This is a genomic window from Streptomyces sp. NPDC019396, from assembly GCF_040632375.1.
In the GTDB taxonomy this organism is placed as follows: Bacteria; Actinomycetota; Actinomycetes; order Streptomycetales; family Streptomycetaceae; genus Streptomyces.
The window spans coordinates 19,433-37,311 of record NZ_JBEYBS010000014.1 but is presented as its reverse complement, the minus strand read 5'-3'; the positions used below and the strand labels follow the sequence as shown (position 1 = coordinate 37,311).

Sequence of the window (17,879 nt, the reverse complement as noted above, 5' to 3'; positions counted from 1 at the left end):
TTGGGCCGGCTGGGCCGACCGGGACTCCCCTAGACCGGTTCCGCCGCTTCGGCGTGCTCCCCCGGTTCGTCCTGCTCCAGGATTCCCGAGCGGGCGATGAGGAAGCCGAGTTGCGCGCGCGAACCACTGCCGAGCGCGGAGGCCAGCTTGGCGATGTGGGCGCGGCAGGTGCGGACGTTCATCCCGAGACGGCGGGCGATGGCCTCGTCGACGTGGCCGTCGACCAGGAGCTTGGCTATGGACCGCTGCACCCCGCTGATGCCGTCCAGTTCCGGGGTGTAGGAGACGACATGGTCGTCCCAGGGCACGCCGTGCAGCCAGAACTGGTCGAAGACGCCGACGAGATACTGCACCAGGCCCTCGTGGCGCAGCTCCAGGGCGGCCCGGCGGTCGCTGCGGGCCGGTATGAAGGCGACTTTCCGGTCGACGATGATGAGCCGGTCGATGATCTCCTCGAGGGTGCGGACCTCCGCGCCGTAAGGGGCGACCCGCTCGACGTAGGCAATCGTGGACGGGTGGTGGCGCGCGGTGTGCTGATAGAGCGTCCGCATCCGGACACCCCGGTCGATGAGGGTCTCGACCCGCCGCAGTCCGTCCTGCAGAGTGGCGGGCCTGCGTCCGCTGCCGGGCTGTACGGTCAGCAGCTCCTCGGTGCACTCGGCGATGACGCGGTCCAGCGTCGTGTTGATCACGCTCAGGCCCTCGAGCACCGTGATGGCGTGCGTGGTGGACGGGTCGTGCGGATTCAGCGTCATAAATGGCTCGAACGAGTCCGTGAGCGACATCGTGAGTCGTCTTCGCTCTTGGATCTCCCGCTCGATGGGGTATATCAGCTGGTGCAGCGCGATGGACGGCGGAACCGGACGGAGCCATTCGGCGTCCTCCGGATCCGGGCGCAGCATGGCCAGTTCGACCAGGCAGGGCGCTTCGGCCACCTCGGATCGCGCTATGCGCCCACTGCGCAGAGCGGACGCATAGAGGTTTTTCCCCGCCTCGCACAGCTCGTCGTGACTGTGCTTGTCTCCCGAATCGCCCCTTTTCGCATGCATGTGCACCCCCCTCAGGGTCCTGAATTACAGGAACATGATGCCTGCACTCGCTGGTGGAAGCGGTCGGAGTGAGCCATCGTCTTAGGCGCGGGGGAGGAGGTAGTGATCAAAAGAGGTGGAGATCGGCGATGACCAGGATGGTTCGTGCACTTTGCGCAATAGCCGTTGCGGCCGCTCTCGGTGGTCTCGCGGTGAACGGGGAGCCCACCTGGGAGACGGCGCCGACGTCGGCGGCCGAGGCCTCGGTGGAACCCACTTGGGAGGCGGCACCTGCTCCGGACGCCGCGATGCCGGGTGAGCCCACATGGGAGAGGACACCTACTTCGGTGATCGCGATGCCGGGTGAACCCACCTGGGAGAGCGTCCCTGCGGGCGTCGGCGCATGAGTGCTCCTCCGGACGACCGTGTCTTCCGCCGTGAGATGGCGACCGCGTACCGATCAGGGTGGCACTTCATCGATCTCGTCACGGCCATCCCCGGCCGTGGGGACTCGCTGATGGTCACGCTGTTCGGGGAGCCGATCGTGGTTGCCCGCGGCGACGATGAGGACGTCCGTGCCTACCGCTGCCTGCGGAGGCCCCGAGGGGCCCCGCAACCCGTCCGCTGTGCCATCCGGTACGGCATGATTTTCGTCAATCTCGATCAGCGCGACCACCAGTTGGTCGAAGCGCAGACCACCACCACCCCCCGCAGTGCCTGAGCGATTCCCCCGTCGTTCAAAATCGCTCAGGCGCTTCCCCCACACAGCGGCGCCATCGTGGACCTGAAACACGATGGCGCCGCTGTGCTTTTTGCGTTCCCCATGTGCTGCGTCCTCCTTCGCGGCAGGGCCTTGAGTGGATTAGACTCAACTTTGTGTACGTTGGATGAGTCATAGACATCAGGGCCTACAGGGCACAGTCGAAGGAGGAGAGACCGCACGTGGACGCCGAGCTGACCAACAGGAGCCGGGATGCGCTCAACGCCGCTTCCAGCCGAGCCGTGTCCGAGGGCCATCCGGATCTGACCCCCGCACACCTCCTGCTCGCACTCCTCGCGGGTCAGGACAACGAGAACATCACCGACCTGCTGGCCGCCGTGGACGCGGACCAGGCGGCCGTACGGGCCGGGGCCGAGCGGGCGCTCGCCGACCTGCCCAGCGTCACCGGGTCCACCGTCGCGCCCCCGCAGCCGAACCGCGAGCTGCTCGCGGTGATCGCCGACGCGGACCGCCGTGCCAAGGAGCTCGGCGACGAGTTCCTCTCGACCGAGCACCTGCTGATCGGCGTCGCCGACAAGGGCGGGCGCAGCGCCGACGTGCTGACCGCGCAGGGCGCCACGGCGAAGAAGCTGCTGGCCGCCTTCCAGGAGTCCCGGGGGTCGCGACGGGTGACCACCGCCGACCCGGAGGGCCAGTACAAGGCCCTGGAGAAGTTCGGTACCGACTTCACGGCCGCGGCCCGCGAGGGCAAGCTCGACCCGGTCATCGGGCGGGACCACGAGATCCGCAGGGTCGTCCAGGTGCTGTCCCGCCGCACCAAGAACAACCCCGTGCTGATCGGTGAGCCCGGCGTCGGCAAGACCGCGGTGGTCGAGGGCCTGGCGCAGCGGATCGTCAAGGGCGACGTGCCGGAGTCGCTGCGGAACAAGCGCCTGGTGTCCCTCGACCTGGGTGCGATGGTCGCGGGTGCGAAGTACCGCGGTGAGTTCGAGGAGCGGCTGAAGACCGTTCTCTCCGAGATCAAGGAGAGCGACGGGCAGATCATCACCTTCATCGACGAGCTGCACACGGTGGTCGGCGCGGGCGCCGGCGGCGACTCGGCGATGGACGCGGGCAACATGCTCAAGCCGATGCTGGCGCGCGGCGAGCTGCGTATGGTCGGCGCCACGACGCTGGACGAGTACCGCGAGCGGATCGAGAAGGACGCGGCCCTGGAGCGGCGCTTCCAGCAGGTGCTGGTGGCCGAGCCCACGGTCGAGGACACCATCGCGATCCTGCGCGGGCTCAAGGGCCGCTACGAGGCCCACCACAAGGTGCAGATCGCGGACAGCGCGCTGGTCGCCGCGGCGACCCTCTCCGACCGCTACATCACCTCCCGCTTCCTGCCGGACAAGGCCATCGACCTGGTGGACGAGTCCGCGTCCCGGCTGCGGATGGAGATCGACTCGTCCCCGGTCGAGATCGACGAGCTCCAGCGCTCCGTCGACCGGCTGCGGATGGAGGAGCTCGCGCTCAAGAACGAGACCGACGAGGCCAGCAAGCAGCGCTTGGAGAAGCTGCGCCGCGACCTCGCCGACCGCGAGGAGGAGCTGCGCGGTCTCACCGCCCGCTGGGAGAAGGAGAAGGAGTCCCTCAACCGCGTCGGTGAGCTCAAGGAGCGGCTCGACAGCCTGCGCGGACAGGCGGAGCGCGCCCAGCGCGACGGCGACTTCGACACCGCGTCGAAGCTGCTCTACGGGGAGATCCCGGCGCTGGAGCGTGAGCTGGCCGAGGCCACGGAGGCGGAGGCCCAGGTGGAGGCCGCGAAGGACACCATGGTCAAGGAGGAGGTCGGTCCCGACGACATCGCGGACGTGGTGGCCTCCTGGACGGGCATCCCGGCCGGACGGCTGCTCGAGGGCGAGACCAAGAAGCTGCTGCGCATGGAGGACGAGCTGGGCAGGCGCCTGATCGGCCAGACCGAGGCCGTACGGGCGGTGTCCGACGCGGTACGCCGCGCCCGGGCGGGTATCGCGGACCCGGACCGGCCCACCGGGTCGTTCCTGTTCCTCGGGCCGACGGGTGTCGGCAAGACCGAGCTGGCGAAGGCGCTGGCGGACTTCCTCTTCGACGACGAGCGGGCCATGGTCCGGATCGACATGTCCGAGTACAGCGAGAAGCACTCCGTCGCCCGGCTGGTCGGCGCGCCTCCCGGCTACGTCGGCTACGAGGAGGGCGGCCAGCTCACGGAGGCGGTGCGCCGCCGCCCGTACACCGTGGTGCTGCTCGACGAGGTGGAGAAGGCGCACCCGGAGGTCTTCGACATCCTGCTCCAGGTGCTTGACGACGGCCGTCTCACGGACGGTCAGGGCCGCACGGTCGACTTCCGCAACACCATCCTGATCCTGACCTCCAACCTGGGCAGCCAGTTCCTGATGGATCCCCTCACCAGCGAGGAGGACAAGAAGCGTCAGGTCCTGGAGGTCGTGCGGGCCTCCTTCAAGCCGGAGTTCCTCAACCGGCTGGACGACCTGGTGGTGTTCTCGGCCCTGTCGAAGGACGAGCTGGCGAGGATCGCCGAGCTCCAGCTCGACCGCCTGGCCCGGCGGCTCGCCGAGCGCAGGCTCACGCTTGAGGTCACCCCTCAGGCGCTGGAGTGGCTCGCGGAGGAGGGCAACGACCCCGCGTACGGGGCCCGGCCGCTGCGCCGGCTCGTCCAGACTGCGATCGGTGACAGGCTGGCCAAGGAGATCCTGGCGGGCGAGATCAAGGACGGCGACACCGTGCGTGTCGACCGGGCCGGGGACGGGCTGCTCGTCGGCCCGGAGCGGTGATGCGGGGTGGTGATCCGGACACGAACGGATCAAGCGCCTGCGGGGGTTGCCAGCCCCCGCCCGGCATAAGGGAGGATGGCCACATCCGTACGAAGGGAATCACCCCGTGAGCATCGACCCGTCCTCGATTCCGAATTTCGGGGGCCAGCCCCAGTCGCAGCCCGGACCGCCGCCGGGCCCCGTGGTGCCCGACCAGGATCTGGTCAAGCAGCTCCTCGACCAGATGGAGCTGAAGTACGTCACCGACGACGAGGGTGACCTCGCGGCGCCGTGGGAGGACTTCCGCACGTACTTCATGTTCCGCGGCGAGGACGAGCAGCAGGTCTTCTCGGTGCGTACGTTCTACGACCGGCCGCATGCCGTCGAGGACCGGGCGAAGATCCTGGACGCGATCGACGACTGGAACCGCCGCACCCTGTGGCCGAAGGTCTACACGCACACCCACGAGGACGAGGAGGACGGCGGCCAGCCGACCCTCCGGCTCATCGGTGAGGCGCAGATGCTGATCGGCACCGGTGTGAGCCTGGAGCACTTCGTCTCGTCCACGGTGAGCTGGGTGCGTGCCTCGATCGAGTTCGACAAGTGGCTCGTGGAGCTGCTCGGTCTCGAGCCCGCCGCGGCGGACGGCGAGGCGGACGGGAAGCCCGCCGACGAGAGCTGAGCTTCGGAGCGCTCGTGGTCAATACACCTAGAGCGCCAGTGGGGCCAGCGTCAGCAGATAGGTCCCATAGCCGAACGACACCGCGGCCAGGGCGGCGATCACCGTGATCGCCGCCCTTGGCCGTGCCCGGGTCAGGGCCAGCGCCAGCGGGATCAGCAGCGGGAACGCGGGCAGCAGGAAGCGCGGCTTGGACTCGAAGAAGCCCGAGCCCCCGACCGTGATCAGCACCAGCACCCCGGTGTAGACGACGAGCGGCAGCGCGGGCCGCTCCAGCAGGAGCAGCACCAGCAGCAGTACGCCCGCGCAGGTGATCACCAGCGCCATGGGGAAGCCGAAGAAGGCCGGTGCGGTCACCATCGACCGCACCACCCGCAGCGAGCCCGCCCCCAGGTCGAAGCGCGAGGTCCAGCCGCTCTGCACGGCGAAGTAGCCGCCGAGCGGATCGCCCGTGCGCAGCCCGACCCACAGGAGATAGCCGAGCCAGCCGGCCGGTGCCAGCGCCGCCGCGGCCCACAGCCGCCAGACGGGACCCTCCCTCCTGCGGGTGCACAGCCGGTACGCCGACACGGCGCACACGGCCGCCGCGACCGCGATTCCGTTGGGCCGGGTCAGCCCCGCCAGAGCCGCCAGCGAGGCCGCCCACAGCGGCCGGCCGGTCACCAGGGCGTACAGCGACCAGGCGGCGAACGCGGTCAGCAGGGGTTCGGTGTACGCCATGGTCAGCACGATCGAGTGCGGCAGCAGCCCCCACAGCAGCACCACCACGGTCGCAAGACGGCGGTCGTGGAGCCGCTCGACCAGGGCGTACACGCCCCAGGCAGCCGCCCCGGCCGCCGCCCAGGACAGCAGGAGACCCGCAGTGCCCCCGGTCACCGGCAGTACGGCCGTCAGGGACCGCACAAGACCGGGATAGAGCGGGAAGAACGCGAGATCGGACTGGACGGCGCCGTCCGGCCAGTGCAGCGTGCGCCCGTAGCCGTGGGCGGCGATCCGGCTGTACCAGTCGGAGTCCCAGGAGGTGGCGAGCAATGCCCTCGGGGACTTCCCGATGTGCCACGCCCACAGGGCCATCAGACCCATGCCCGTCAGCCGCGCCGCCGCGAACAGCCCGAGCGCCGGCGCGGCCCGCCGCAGCGCCGCGCGCCAGCGGGTCCGGGCATCGGCGGTGCTCCGGGCGTCGGGTACGGGCTGGGCATCGACTGACGCCTCGTCGAACGTCTCGGCGGACAGTGGACACCTCCGGGCGCGCGTGATCGGCCAGTCATCCCGACCCTCAGTGGCGTACGGGCAGGGCGCGAGCCCGGCGCGGCCATCCGGGTGGCGACCCGGTGACGCCCGCGCGCATGGCGCCTAAGGTGGGGGCCCGCTGACTCGACCGGACTGACTCGACGGGGGTGGACACGTGCGTGGGAATCCCGCGGCGCGGGTGCGGGGCATGGGGACGTCGGTCTTCACCGAGATGACGGAGCTGGCGCGGCGCACCGGCGCCGTGAACCTGGGGCAGGGGGTTCCGGAGCTGGACAGCCCCGCCGAGCTGCTCAAGGACGTGGCGGACGCGGTGCTGTCGGGCAGCAACCAGTATCCGCCCGCCGTCGGTTTCCCGGCCCTGCGCGAAGCCGTCGCCGCCCATCAGCTCCGCCGCTACGGCCTCGACTACCGTCCCGACGGCGAGGTCCTGGTGACCACGGGCGCCACCGAGGCCCTCGCCGCCGCTCTGCTGGCGCTGTGCGACCCGGGGGACGAGGTCATCGCCTTCGACCCCTGCTACGACGCCTACGCGGCGGACGCGCGGCTCGCCGGTGCCCGGCTCGTCGGTGTGCCCCTGACCCTGGACGGGGACGGCTTCGCTCTCGACATGGACGCTCTGCGCGCCGCCCTGACGGACCGGACGAAGGTGCTGCTGCTGAACAGCCCGCACAATCCGACGGGCAAGGTGTTCACGGACGGCGAGCTGGCGGCGATCGCCGAGCTCTGTGCCGAGCGCTCCCTGACCGTCGTCACGGACGAGGTGTACGAGCACCTGGTGTACGCCGACGGCGCGCGGCACCGGCCCATCGCGACGTTCCCAGGGATGCGCGAACGCACCCTGGTCATCTCGTCGGCGGGCAAGACGCTCAATGTGACCGGCTGGAAGGTCGGCTGGATCTGCGGCCCGGCACCCCTCGTCACGGCGGTGAACTCCGCCAAGCAGTTCCTGACATACGCCTCGGGCACCCCGTACCAGGAGGCCATTGCCAGGGCACTCGGCTCGGTGGAGAGCTGGGCCGCGGGCCTGCGCGAGTCCCTGCGGGCGAACCGGGACCTGCTCGGCGCGGGACTGACCCGGGCCGGGCTGCGTCCGCTGCGCGCGGAGGCCGGGTACTTCGTCCAGGCGGACGTACGGCCGTGGGGCTACGACGACGGAGTCCGCTTCTGCCGGGAACTGCCGGAGCGCGCGGGTGTGGTGGCCATTCCGACCTCGGCGTTCTACGTCGGCGCGGACGCCCCGTCCTGGCTGGTGCGCTTCTCGTTCTGCAAGAGCGAGGTGTCGATCCGGCAGGCCGTGGACCGGCTGGTGGAAGCAGGCGGCCGCCCGCACTGAGGCGCGCAACCTCTGGACTTGCTCAAGTCTGCTTTGGCTCGCGGAGGCAGGGGGCATCCCCCCTTCACGCACGGAGAGACAGAGAGACCCAACAAAGCAGAGCAAGAAGCAACGGGGAGGTGACGACGATGTTGGCCGAGGTCATCGTTATCGTCGCGGTTTTCATGCTGTTCGCCATTGTGGTGTCGGTCGCGGTTTCCCGCTCCGGCTCCGGCCGTGGCAGGACCCGGTCGCGAAGCGGAGGTTCCCGCTCCAGCGGCGGTTCCGGCTCCTGGTGGGCGGGGAGCGACGGCGGGGGTTCGTCCTGCGGCGGGGGTTCGTCCTGCGGTTCCTCGTCGTCCTGCGGCGGCGGCGGAGGCGGCTGCGGGGGTGGCGGCGGCAGCTGACGGGCACATGGTGCCGAAGGCACATGCGGCTGACATGCATGCGTGGAACGTGCGCCCGGGCGGGAGTTCAACTCCCCCCGGGCGTCGTCACATTGACGTCCAGGATGGATTTCTGTTGAACAGTTGAACCGTAAGGCACCCGGGGGGATGGAAACCGCCCCGTGTTGGGTAAAAGGCCTGTGACCGGCGCGCACTTCATGCTTCCCTCGCTGTGGAAAACCTCCAGCCCTCGGACCCTCAAGCGGGGTGCCGAGCAGGCGGTCCCGTTTCCCCTGTGCCTGCTCCGGGGCGTCCCGGACCGCCCGTCAACCCGTTACGCGTGTTTGCGGAGCCGACCCATGCTCACGACCCTGAAAACGTCCTACACCGATACCTGCGCGGCCGATCTGGCGTGGGCGCTGGGTCGGGAACCGCTGCCCGCCCTCGCCCTGCTGGATCTCGAACTGGCGGGTGCGAAATTGCAGTTGAGGCTGCTCGGCGCCTCCCACCAGGTGCTGCTCGAGGAGGAGGAAGGCGTCTGCTCCGAGACCGTGGCCTGCATTCCGGGCAGCAGCACCCCGCTGCCGCTGGGCGTGGCCAAGCGGATCGGCACCTGGGAGTACCAGTTCGCGGCACATGTCGAGACCCTGTCCAAGGGCTCCTTCGCGGGCCGCGCACAGGAGTTGCTCGCCCTGGTGGCCGACCATCCGAACGGGCTCGCGGGTACCTTCCCCGGCTCTCCGCACGCGTTCACCGCGATGGTGGCGCAGCGGCTCGACGGGCAGGTGCGGTGGCGCACCTGGCACGCGTACCCGCAGGAGGGGCAGTTGGTGGTGACCCGCACGCGGGTGGGCGCACGTGTGCCCGCCGCGCTCTGATTTCACTCACCCGCACGGCATTTTGCGGCAATTGCACCCGTGTGGGTGACGTGTTGTGCATGCTGGAGTGACGTAGCGTTACGCCATGACCGACCCGCCCCCGCCAGCGCCGCCCGCTGAACGCGTCCTGGAGGTGTACCGGGCCGACCAGGGCAGGGCGCGGGGGCCCGTCCGTCCGGGCGCGGGCAGGTTCCCCGTCCTCCTCGTGGTCTTCGTCTGCGCCGCCTGCGGACTGGTGTACGAGCTCGAACTCGTCGCGCTCGCCTCGTATGTGGGCGGTGACTCGGTCACCCAGGCGTCCGTGGTGCTGTCCGTGATGGTCTTCGCGATGGGCCTCGGATCGCTGCTCGCCAAGCGGCTGCGCTGCCATGCGGCCGTCGGCTTCGCTTTGGTGGAGGCGGTGCTGGCACTGGTCGGCGGTAGCTCGGCGCTGGTGCTGTACGGCACCTTCGCCTGGTTCGGTGAGGCGCGGCCGGCGCTGGTGGCCTTCTCGCTGATGATCGGGGTGCTGATCGGGGCGGAGATCCCGCTGCTGATGTCGCTGATCCAGCGGGCGTCCCGGCGCACCGGCCGCGATCGGGGTGACCGAGGTGAACAGGCCGAGCAGGCAGAACAGGACGCAGTGGGCACGGTCGCGGATCTGTTCGCGGCGGACTATGTGGGCGCCCTGGTCGGCGGGCTCGCCTTTCCCTTCTTCCTCCTGCCCTGGCTCGGACAGCTCACCGGTGCCCTGCTGACCGGCGCGGTGAACGTGGTGGCGGGCGGGGCGCTGGTGCTGTGGCTGTTCCGCCGGGATCTCTCGGTGCGGGCCCGCTGGTGGCTGCTGGTGGCCAATGCGACGGTGCTGGCGCTGCTCGCCACGACCACCGCGCTGGTCGGGGACTTCGAGGCCGCGGCACGGCGTGCGTTCTACGGGGAGCCGGTGCGGGTGGCCGTGCGCACCGGGATGCAGGAGGTCGTGCTGACCGGGGCGCGGAAGGGGCCCCTGGACCTGTTCCTGGACGGGCATCTGCGGGCGAGCGGCCGGGACGCGGGGCGCTCGCAGCAGGCGCTGGTACGCGGGGCGATGCGCGGTCCGCACGCACGGGTGCTGATCCTCGGCGGAGGCGACGGGCTCGTGGCGCGCGAGGTGCTGCGGTACGCGGGCGTTCGCGCGGTGACCCTCGTCGAGCGGGATCCCGGAATGATCCGTCTGGCCCGTACGAATCCGGCGCTCAGCGGGCTGAACGGGCACGCGTACCGGGATCCGCGGCTGCGGGTGGTGTGCGCGGACGCGTTCGACTGGCTGCGCACCGTCCGGACCGGCGCGTACGACGTGGTGGTCTCGGACCTGCCGGCCCCGGCGACCGCACCCGGCACGAAGCTCTACTCCCAGGAGTTCTACGGTCTCGCGGCCGAAGTGCTCGCTGATGACGGGCGGATGGCCGTGAACGCCGGACCGGTCGCGGGCGGGGACCGCACGTACTGGACGGTGGAGGCGACCATGCGCTCGGCGGGGCTCGCGACGGTGCCGTACCGGGTGCCGGGGCTGTCCGGGCGAGGCTTGGTGCTGGCGGCGGCTGCCGGGGGCGGCGCGCGGCCGGTGCTGGGGCCGGGGGCGGTGAGCCTGGCGCGCGAGCGCCCGGCCGACCTGCCCCCGTCGACGCTGCTGCATCCCCGCTACGCGGATTGACGGTGCAAGAACAGCGACCTGCGGGCCGGGGCTGAGTAGGCTCGGTTCCCATGGAGCATGAGGTGTTCGTACCGGTTCCGGCAGAGACCCTCCGGCAGACGCTGGCCGACCCGGCGCGCGTCGCGCGCTGTGTCCCCGGTCTGCAACGGGACGCCGACGCTTCGGCGGGCCCGCTCACGGGCCGGCTGAGGGTCAGGGTGGGCAGCCACACGATCACCTATCGCGGGGAGTTGCGGATCACCGAGCGGCAGGGTGGCGACTTCGCGATCGAGGGCGAGGGCATCGAAGCGCGCGGCTCGGGTGCCGTGAAGCTGGTGCTGACCCTACGGCTCACCCCCGCGGAGGGCGGTACGACCCTCGGTTTCACCGGTACCTCGAACGCCGAGGGCCGCCTGGCAGCGCTTCCGCAGGAGGCGACCGCCCAGACGGCGATCCGGTTGCTGGAGCGTTTCGCTTCGGGCCTGGCACTGGTGGCGGCGCAGGGTCCGCCGACCGGCGGTGCCACAGCGGAGCGCGCCGGCGAGGACCTCTGGGAAGAGGGCGACGAGACGGACGGCGGCGGCGGTCTCAACGGCGTCGACGCGGTGAACGGCGGCAGTGGCGGCAACGGCGTGGACGCGGTGAACGGCGGCGACGGCGGTAACGGCGCCGATGACGAGCACGGCGGCGAGGGTGTGAACGGAAGCTCCGTCTTCGACGTCGACGTGCCCCCGTCATCCCTGGACCCTCTGGCGCACGACGAGTTCGGCGCCGCCGACGAACCCCCCGCCGAGGCGGCCCATGCCCGGCGCACCATGATCGGCCGCAGTGCGGAGGAGGTCGACCACGCACCGCCGCGCGGCCGGTACGCGCCCATGCCCGCGCCCCAGTCCACGGGCCCGAACGGCCCTCTGCGCTGGATCGCCCCCGCCGCGGCGATCGCCATCGCATCGGCGGTGGTCGTCGGACGCGCCCTGCGGCGCAGGCGCTGAGCGGCTCCGGCCATGGCCTGAGTCCAGGGGACCCCCAGTTGGCGCACCCGATTTCCAGCGGTGTGCTTGGTCCGCCAGTAGTGTCGCGGTGTGAGTAGCGAAGAGCACGTCCGGCTCAGCGCCGGAGATGTCGAGCTGACCGTGGCACCCCTCAACGGCTGCCGGATCAGCAGTCTGCGGATCTCGGGGGTGGAGCTCCTCCGGCAGGGCGAGCGCTACGGCTGCTTCCCCATGGTCCCCTTCTGCGGCAGGACCAGGGACGGCCGCTTCCTCAACGGCGGGGTCACCCATCAGCTGCCTCTGAACTCCCCACCGCACGCCATCCACGGCACCGGCCGCGACACGGCCTGGCGCCTCGCCCCCGGCGCCGGCCCCACCACCGCCGCGTTCACCTACGACCTCGCCGAGCCCTGGCCGTACACCGGAAGGGTCACCCAGATCTTCGAGCTGACCGAGGACTCCCTCACGCTTCAGCTCGGTGTCGAGACCTACGATGTGTCGTTCCCCGCCCAGGCCGGCTGGCACCCCTGGTTCCTGCGCAGCCCCTTCCCGGACGGCAAGGACGCGCAGCTCGCGTTCACACCCGACTGGCAGGAGGAGCGTGGCGACGATCATCTGCCGACCGGCCGCCGTATCGGCCCGACCCCCGGGCCATGGGACGACTGCTTCGGGATGACCGACGGCGTCGATGTCACGATCACCTGGCCGGAGCATCTGGAGCTGACGGTCAGGAGCAGGTCGCCGTGGGTGGTGATCTATGACGAGCAGCCGGAGGCCGTCTGCGTCGAGCCCCAGTCCGGACCGCCGAACGGCCTGAACACGGACCCCCGGCTTGTCACCCCCATCGAACCACTCGAAATGTCCGCGACCTGGACATGGCGGAGGCTCGGGTAGGCCTCGGTTGGGCCCTGGGCGGGGGGCGGCATCTAAGCTCGTGACCATGACTGACGTACGTGCTGAGCTGCTCCAGCAGATCAAGGACAAGGCCGTGGTGCACGGCAAGGTGACCCTCTCCTCGGGTCGTGAGGCCGACTACTACATCGACCTGCGCCGGATCACGCTGGACGGCGAGGCCGCACCCATGGTCGGCCAGGTGATGCTGGATCTGACCAGCGATCTGGACTACGACTGCGTCGGCGGTCTGACACTGGGCGCCGACCCGGTGGCGACCTCGATGCTGCACGCATCCGCCGCGCGCGGTGAGCGCCTGGACGCCTTCGTCGTGCGTAAGGCCCAGAAGACCCACGGGATGCAGCGCCGTATCGAGGGCGCCGACGTCAGGGGTCGCCGCTGCCTGGTCGTCGAGGACACCTCCACCACCGGAGGCTCACCGCTCACCGCGGTCGAGGCGGTCCGTGAGGCGGGCGGCGAGGTCGTCGCGGTGGCCACGATCGTGGACCGGGGCGCGGCCGGCGCCATCGCCGAGGCCGGGCTGTCCTATCTGACCGGATACCAGCTCTCTGATCTCGATCTGGGCTGATGTGTCGAGGGGCGGGGGTTCCACGAGGTTTCACGTGAAACGCCCGCCCGTTGGTTGCAGGACCCTGGGAGTACCCGTGGGCGTCTGGGAAGATAGGTGCGACGATGACGTCGCCCCCCAGGTCAGGGCCTAGCAACGCACACCGCACATCACAAGGAGCGGACAGATGCCCATCGCAACCCCCGAGGTCTACAACGAGATGCTCGACCGGGCGAAGGCAGGCAAGTTCGCCTACCCGGCCATCAATGTCACCTCGTCCCAGACCCTGCACGCTGCGCTGCGCGGATTCGCGGAGGCCGAGAGCGACGGCATCGTCCAGATTTCCACCGGTGGCGCGGAGTTCCTCGGCGGACAGCACAACAAGGACATGGTGACCGGCGCCGTCGCCCTCGCCGAGTTCGCGCACATCGTCGCCGAGAAGTACGACGTCAACATCGCGCTGCACACCGACCACTGCCCCAAGGACAAGCTGGACGCCTACGTCCGCCCGCTGCTCGCCGTCTCCGAGCAGCGTGTCGCCAAGGGGCAGAACCCGCTGTTCCAGTCCCACATGTGGGACGGCTCCGCCGAGACCCTGGCCGACAACCTGGCCATCGCCAAGGAGCTGCTGCCCCGGGCCGCCGCCGCCAAGATCATCCTCGAGGTCGAGATCACCCCGACCGGCGGCGAGGAGGACGGCGTCACCCACGAGATCAACGACGAGCTCTACACCACCGTCGATGACGCCATCCGCACCGCCGAGGCCCTCGGCCTGGGCGAGCAGGGCCGCTACCTGCTGGCCGCGTCCTTCGGCAACGTCCACGGTGTCTACAAGCCGGGGAACGTGGTGCTCCGCCCCGAGCTGCTCAAGGACCTCCAGGCCGGTGTGGCGGCGAAGTTCGGCAAGTCGGCGGAGCCCGGCCCGTTCGACTTCGTCTTCCACGGCGGCTCCGGCTCCACAGTCGAGGAGATCGCCACAGCGCTGGAGAACGGCGTCGTGAAGATGAACCTCGACACCGACACCCAGTACGCCTTCACCCGCCCCGTCGCGGACCACATGTTCAAGAACTACGACGGCGTGCTGAAGGTCGACGGCGAGGTCGGCTCGAAGAAGACCTACGACCCGCGTAGCTGGGGCAAGGCGGCCGAGGCGGGCATGGCCGCACGTGTCCTGGAGGCCTGCCAGGCGCTGCGTTCCGCCGGCACGAAGCTCAAGTAGGCGGTCGAGGAGGCCCGGCACCGTTCGCAAGGACGGTGCCGGGCCTCCGTCCTGTCCGCGGGAACGTTGCCTGATGCGGCACGAGGAGGCGCCATGACCAGGTACGACTTCGACAAACCCGTCGATCGCCGGGGCACCGCCTGCGTCCAGTGGGACGGCGTGGCCGAGCGCTTCGGTGTGGACGGCCTGCTGCCGTTCACGATCTCCGACATGGACTTCCCGTCCGCGCCCCCGGTGCTTGACGCGCTGCGGGAACGGCTCGCGCACGGGGTGTTCGGCTACACGGACTGGCGCGTGAGCGGATTCCGTGAGGCGATATGCGGCTGGTACGCGACGCGGTACGACACCGAGCTCGACCCGGAGCAGATCGTGTACGGGCCCTCCGTGCTCAACCAGCTGTCCCAGCTGCTGCGGATGTGGACGGAACCGGGCGACGGGGTGGCCGTGCACACCCCCACCTACGACGGCTTCCGCAAGGCGGTGACCGGGCTCGGGCGGGAGCTGCGCGGGGTGCCGCTGGGGGACGCTACGGCCCTGGAACGGGAGCTCGCCAGGCCGGACACGAGGATCCTGATCCTGTGCTCCCCCCACAACCCCACGGGCCGGGTGTGGACGGAGCCCGAACTGGCGGAGACGGCCCGGCTGGCGGCGGCGCACCATGTCGCCGTGATCAGCGACGAGATCCACGCCGACTTCGTCCATGACGGTCACCGGCATCTGCCGTGGACGCGGTTCGCTCCCGACCGGGGTCGCTGGGCACTGATCACCTCCGCGTCCAAGGCCTTCAACTTCCCGTCGCTGAACGGTTCGTACGGGATCATCGGCGATCCCGGGGAGCGGGCCGCCTTCATCCGCCGCATGGAGACCGGGGAAGGGCTGGCCTCCCCGTCGGTGCTCTCGCTCACCGCCCATATCGCGGCCTACCAGGAGGGCGCTCCCTGGCTGGACGCCGCGCGCGGCTATGTCGCCGGGAACCTGGGCCTGCTCGCCCAGCGGCTGAACGGGGCGTTTCCCGCGTTGCGCTGGACGCCGCCGCAAGCCGGCTATCTGGCGTGGATCGATCTGCGGGCGCTGGGCGTGAGCGATGAGGCCCTCCAGCGCGAACTGATCGAACGCGAGCGCGTGGCGATGATGCCCGGGGCGGTCTACGGGGCGGACGGGTTCGTCCGGTTCAACGTGGGGTGCCCGCGGGGCAAGGCGGAGGCGGGGGCGGAGGCACTGGTCAGGGCGCTGACCCGACTGGTCTGAGGCCGGGTTGGGCGATGCGGCGCGGGACCGGACGGGGCCGGCTTCCGGGCCTGCCCGGTTGCGTGGGCGCGCTCATCCCGCGGACGCGCCCATCCCGGCGGCCGGGCCCACGCGCCCACCCCGTGGACGCGACACACGCGCCACACCGCGAAACCCACGGCAGGACTGTGCCGCCACCTCGGGCCGCGAGACCCACCGCGCCGGGCCGGGCCGGGAAACCTACGCTGGCCCCATGGACATCCGGCTCGCGACCGCCACCGGCCGCTGGGTGGTCCTGACCACCGTCCTCGGGTCGAGCATGGCCATGCTCGACTCCACCGTGGTGAACGTCGCGCTCCCGCATATCGGTGACGACCTCGGTGCCGATCTGGCCGGGCTCCAGTGGACGGTCAACGCGTACATGCTGACGCTCGCGGGGCTGATCCTGCTGGGTGGGGCGCTCGGGGACCGTTACGGCAGGCGGCGCGTGTTCGTGATCGGCGTGGCGTGGTTCGCGCTGGCCTCGCTGATCTGCGGACTCGCGCCGAACGCGACGCTGCTGATCGTCGCGCGGGCGCTCCAGGGCGTCGGCGGGGCACTGCTCACCCCGGGGTCGCTGGCGCTGATCCAGGCCAGCTTCCACCCGGACGACCGGGCCCGCGCCGTGGGGCTCTGGTCCGGTTTCGGCGGGGTCGGCGCGGCGGTTGGGCCGTTCGTCGGGGGATGGCTGGTCGACGGTCCCGGCTGGCGCTGGGTGTTCCTGCTCAATGTGCCGCTGGCCGCCGTGTGCCTGCCGGTCGCGCTGCGGCATGTCCCCGAGTCGCGCGACCCGGACGCCCATGGGCGGTTCGACGTGCTCGGCGCGGTGCTCGGTGCGCTGGGCCTCGCCCTGGTGACATACGGGCTCATCGACATGTCCTGGTGGGCGGGGGTGGCCGGGGTGCTGACGGGTGTCGCGTTCGTGGTGGTCGAGCGCCGCCGCGCGGAGCCCATGCTGCCGTTGTCGATCTTCCAATCGCGCCAGTTCACGGCGGTCAACCTGGTCACGCTGTGCGTGTACGCGGCGTTCAGCGGCTTCTTCTTCCTCGCCGCCCTTCAGCTCCAGGTCGTCGCGGGTTACTCGGCCCTCGCCGCCGGCACCGCACTGCTCCCCACCACTCTGCTGATGCTCACCCTCTCGGCCCGCTCGGGCACGCTGGGCGAGCGGATCGGCCCCCGTATCCCCCTCACGGTCGGCCCGCTGGTCTGCGCGGCCGGGATGCTGCTGATGCTGAGGGTCGGCGCGGACGCCTCGTACCTGACGGACGTCCTGCCCGCCACGCTGGTGCTGGGTCTCGGCATGGTGACCCTCGTGGCCCCGCTGACCGCGACCGTGCTGTCTTCCGTCGACACCGCGCGCGCCGGGATCGCCAGCGGCATCAACAACGCCGCCGCCCGCGCCGCGGGCCTGCTCGCGGTGGCCGCATTGCCGCTGCTGGTCGGCATGGGCCCGGAGGCGTACCGCATACCGGAGGAGTTCGCGGCGACCTTCCGCCGCGCGATGCCGCTGTGCGCTGGCGTGCTCGTGCTGGGCGCGGCGCTCGCCTTCGCGCTGGTGCGCCGCCCGGCACTGCCGTGCTGCCACCCCGAGTGCAAGGTCCAGTGCGGGGTCGGGGCGCCCACCCTGGAGAGCCCGGTGGAGCAGAGCCGGGGGCGTGGGGCCCCGGAAGGGCAGGGCTGACACGGCCCGGGTACGCCTTCTGTGACACTGAACCCATGTCCATCCACGAAAACCTGCTCGGGGGACCGCCCCCCACCCGTCTCCCCGACGACCCGGAGCCCCGGGAGCTGCTCGCCGCGGGCACCGCGCCCGCTGATGTCGCCGCGAAGTACCCGACCTCCTCGCTCGCCTGGGCGCAGCTCGCCGACGACGCGTTCGAGGGGGGCCGGGTCGTCGAGTCGTACGCGTATGCCCGCACCGGTTACCACCGGGGCTTGGACGCGCTGCGCCGCAACGGCTGGAAGGGGCACGGCCCGGTGCCGTGGGAGCACGAGCCGAACCGGGGCTTCCTGCGTGCCCTGCACGCACTCGCCCGCGCCGCGCAGGTCATCGGCGAGCAGGAGGAGTACGAGCGCTGCTCCACGTTCCTGCGGGAGTCCTCCGAGACCGCGGCGCAGACCCTGGGCTGACGGCCGACAGGTGCTGACCAGCGGGTAAGCAGAGGGGCGGGCGCCTTTCCGGGTGCTCGCCCCTCGCGTTGCCCCTGGGGCCCGTGTTTATGATGCCCGCAGGGGACCGGAGCTC

General features: G+C 70.8%; 15 protein-coding genes. 13 read left to right on the top strand and 2 right to left on the bottom strand.

Features of this window, described 5'->3' with window-relative positions; genetic code table 11:
* Nucleotides 1-29: 29 nt before the first annotated feature.
* A complete protein-coding gene (locus ABZ532_RS17895; protein ID WP_361283818.1) occupies nt 30-1,049 on the bottom strand; it encodes a helix-turn-helix transcriptional regulator in 1,020 nt (339 codons plus the stop codon).
* 382 nt (nt 1,050-1,431) lie between these two features.
* On the opposite strand from ABZ532_RS17895, the gene ABZ532_RS17890 reads away from it, so the two are divergent.
* The 3 genes from ABZ532_RS17890 to ABZ532_RS17880 all read left to right on the top strand — a co-directional run bounded on the left by ABZ532_RS17890 (nt 1,432) and on the right by ABZ532_RS17880 (nt 5,223).
* Nucleotides 1,432-1,749, top strand: a complete 318-nt coding sequence (locus ABZ532_RS17890; protein ID WP_361283815.1) for a (2Fe-2S)-binding protein — start codon at nt 1,432-1,434, stop codon at nt 1,747-1,749.
* Between the two features lie 221 nt (nt 1,750-1,970).
* The gene (clpB, locus tag ABZ532_RS17885; RefSeq protein ID WP_361283812.1) at nt 1,971-4,562 is read left to right on the top strand and encodes an ATP-dependent chaperone ClpB; all 2,592 of its coding nucleotides are present in this window, start codon (nt 1,971-1,973) and stop codon (nt 4,560-4,562) included.
* Between the two features lie 106 nt (nt 4,563-4,668).
* Nucleotides 4,669-5,223 carry a YbjN domain-containing protein gene (locus ABZ532_RS17880; protein ID WP_361283809.1) on the top strand — a complete coding sequence of 185 codons (555 nt, stop codon included), beginning with the start codon at nt 4,669-4,671 and terminating at the stop codon, nt 5,221-5,223.
* Between the two features lie 27 nt (nt 5,224-5,250).
* On the opposite strand, the gene ABZ532_RS17875 is transcribed toward ABZ532_RS17880, so the two are convergent.
* A complete protein-coding gene (locus ABZ532_RS17875; RefSeq protein ID WP_361283806.1) occupies nt 5,251-6,303 on the bottom strand; it encodes a mannosyltransferase family protein in 1,053 nt (350 codons plus the stop codon).
* Between the two features lie 355 nt (nt 6,304-6,658).
* Here ABZ532_RS17875 and ABZ532_RS17870 point away from each other — a divergent pair, with 355 nt between their 5' ends.
* From ABZ532_RS17870 to ABZ532_RS17825, 10 genes are all read left to right on the top strand, one after another.
* Nucleotides 6,659-7,804, top strand: a complete 1,146-nt coding sequence (locus ABZ532_RS17870) for an aminotransferase class I/II-fold pyridoxal phosphate-dependent enzyme (RefSeq protein ID WP_361283803.1) — start codon at nt 6,659-6,661, stop codon at nt 7,802-7,804.
* A gap of 724 nt (nt 7,805-8,528) precedes the next feature.
* A complete protein-coding gene (locus ABZ532_RS17865; RefSeq protein ID WP_361283800.1) occupies nt 8,529-9,047 on the top strand; it encodes a DUF2617 family protein in 519 nt (172 codons plus the stop codon).
* Between the two features lie 85 nt (nt 9,048-9,132).
* Nucleotides 9,133-10,719, top strand: a complete 1,587-nt coding sequence (locus ABZ532_RS17860; protein ID WP_361283797.1) for a polyamine aminopropyltransferase — start codon at nt 9,133-9,135, stop codon at nt 10,717-10,719.
* A gap of 50 nt (nt 10,720-10,769) precedes the next feature.
* On the top strand, nt 10,770-11,690 hold the full coding sequence (locus ABZ532_RS17855) for an SRPBCC domain-containing protein (RefSeq protein WP_361283794.1): 921 nt from the start codon (nt 10,770-10,772) through the stop codon (nt 11,688-11,690).
* A gap of 90 nt (nt 11,691-11,780) precedes the next feature.
* Nucleotides 11,781-12,584 carry an aldose 1-epimerase gene (locus ABZ532_RS17850; RefSeq protein ID WP_361283791.1) on the top strand — a complete coding sequence of 268 codons (804 nt, stop codon included), beginning with the start codon at nt 11,781-11,783 and terminating at the stop codon, nt 12,582-12,584.
* 46 nt (nt 12,585-12,630) lie between these two features.
* Nucleotides 12,631-13,170 carry an orotate phosphoribosyltransferase gene (gene pyrE / locus ABZ532_RS17845; RefSeq protein WP_361283788.1) on the top strand — a complete coding sequence of 180 codons (540 nt, stop codon included), beginning with the start codon at nt 12,631-12,633 and terminating at the stop codon, nt 13,168-13,170.
* A gap of 166 nt (nt 13,171-13,336) precedes the next feature.
* The gene (gene fbaA, locus ABZ532_RS17840) at nt 13,337-14,368 is read left to right on the top strand and encodes a class II fructose-bisphosphate aldolase (RefSeq protein ID WP_361283785.1); all 1,032 of its coding nucleotides are present in this window, start codon (nt 13,337-13,339) and stop codon (nt 14,366-14,368) included.
* A 93-nt stretch (nt 14,369-14,461) separates the two neighbouring features.
* Nucleotides 14,462-15,616, top strand: coding sequence for a MalY/PatB family protein (locus tag ABZ532_RS17835; RefSeq protein ID WP_361283782.1), 1,155 nt, complete (start codon nt 14,462-14,464; stop codon nt 15,614-15,616).
* Nucleotides 15,617-15,848: 232 nt separating this feature from the next.
* Entirely contained in the window at nt 15,849-17,315 is a 1,467-nt protein-coding gene (locus ABZ532_RS17830; protein WP_361283779.1) for an MFS transporter, read from the top strand.
* Between the two features lie 35 nt (nt 17,316-17,350).
* Nucleotides 17,351-17,764 (top strand): DUF3151 domain-containing protein, encoded by a 414-nt coding sequence (locus ABZ532_RS17825; RefSeq protein WP_361283776.1) that lies wholly within the window; start codon nt 17,351-17,353, stop codon nt 17,762-17,764.
* The last annotated feature ends 115 nt before the right edge of the window (nt 17,765-17,879 follow it).

Excerpts from the sequence above, each read along its gene's own strand:
- ABZ532_RS17895 (WP_361283818.1), bottom strand. The coding sequence starts at position 1,049 with ATGCATGCGAAAAGGGGCGATTCGGGAGACAAGCACAGTCACGACGAG.
- ABZ532_RS17865 (WP_361283800.1), top strand. The coding sequence starts at position 8,529 with ATGCTCACGACCCTGAAAACGTCCTACACCGATACCTGCGCGGCCGAT.
- ABZ532_RS17890 (WP_361283815.1), top strand. The coding sequence starts at position 1,432 with ATGAGTGCTCCTCCGGACGACCGTGTCTTCCGCCGTGAGATGGCGACC.
- fbaA (WP_361283785.1), top strand. The coding sequence starts at position 13,337 with ATGCCCATCGCAACCCCCGAGGTCTACAACGAGATGCTCGACCGGGCG.
- ABZ532_RS17825 (WP_361283776.1), top strand. The coding sequence starts at position 17,351 with ATGTCCATCCACGAAAACCTGCTCGGGGGACCGCCCCCCACCCGTCTC.
- ABZ532_RS17855 (WP_361283794.1), top strand. The coding sequence starts at position 10,770 with ATGGAGCATGAGGTGTTCGTACCGGTTCCGGCAGAGACCCTCCGGCAG.
- ABZ532_RS17830 (WP_361283779.1), top strand. The coding sequence starts at position 15,849 with ATGGACATCCGGCTCGCGACCGCCACCGGCCGCTGGGTGGTCCTGACC.
- ABZ532_RS17835 (WP_361283782.1), top strand. The coding sequence starts at position 14,462 with ATGACCAGGTACGACTTCGACAAACCCGTCGATCGCCGGGGCACCGCC.
- ABZ532_RS17870 (WP_361283803.1), top strand. The coding sequence starts at position 6,659 with ATGGGGACGTCGGTCTTCACCGAGATGACGGAGCTGGCGCGGCGCACC.
- ABZ532_RS17875 (WP_361283806.1), bottom strand. The coding sequence starts at position 6,303 with ATGGGTCTGATGGCCCTGTGGGCGTGGCACATCGGGAAGTCCCCGAGG.
- ABZ532_RS17860 (WP_361283797.1), top strand. The coding sequence starts at position 9,133 with ATGACCGACCCGCCCCCGCCAGCGCCGCCCGCTGAACGCGTCCTGGAG.
- pyrE (WP_361283788.1), top strand. The coding sequence starts at position 12,631 with ATGACTGACGTACGTGCTGAGCTGCTCCAGCAGATCAAGGACAAGGCC.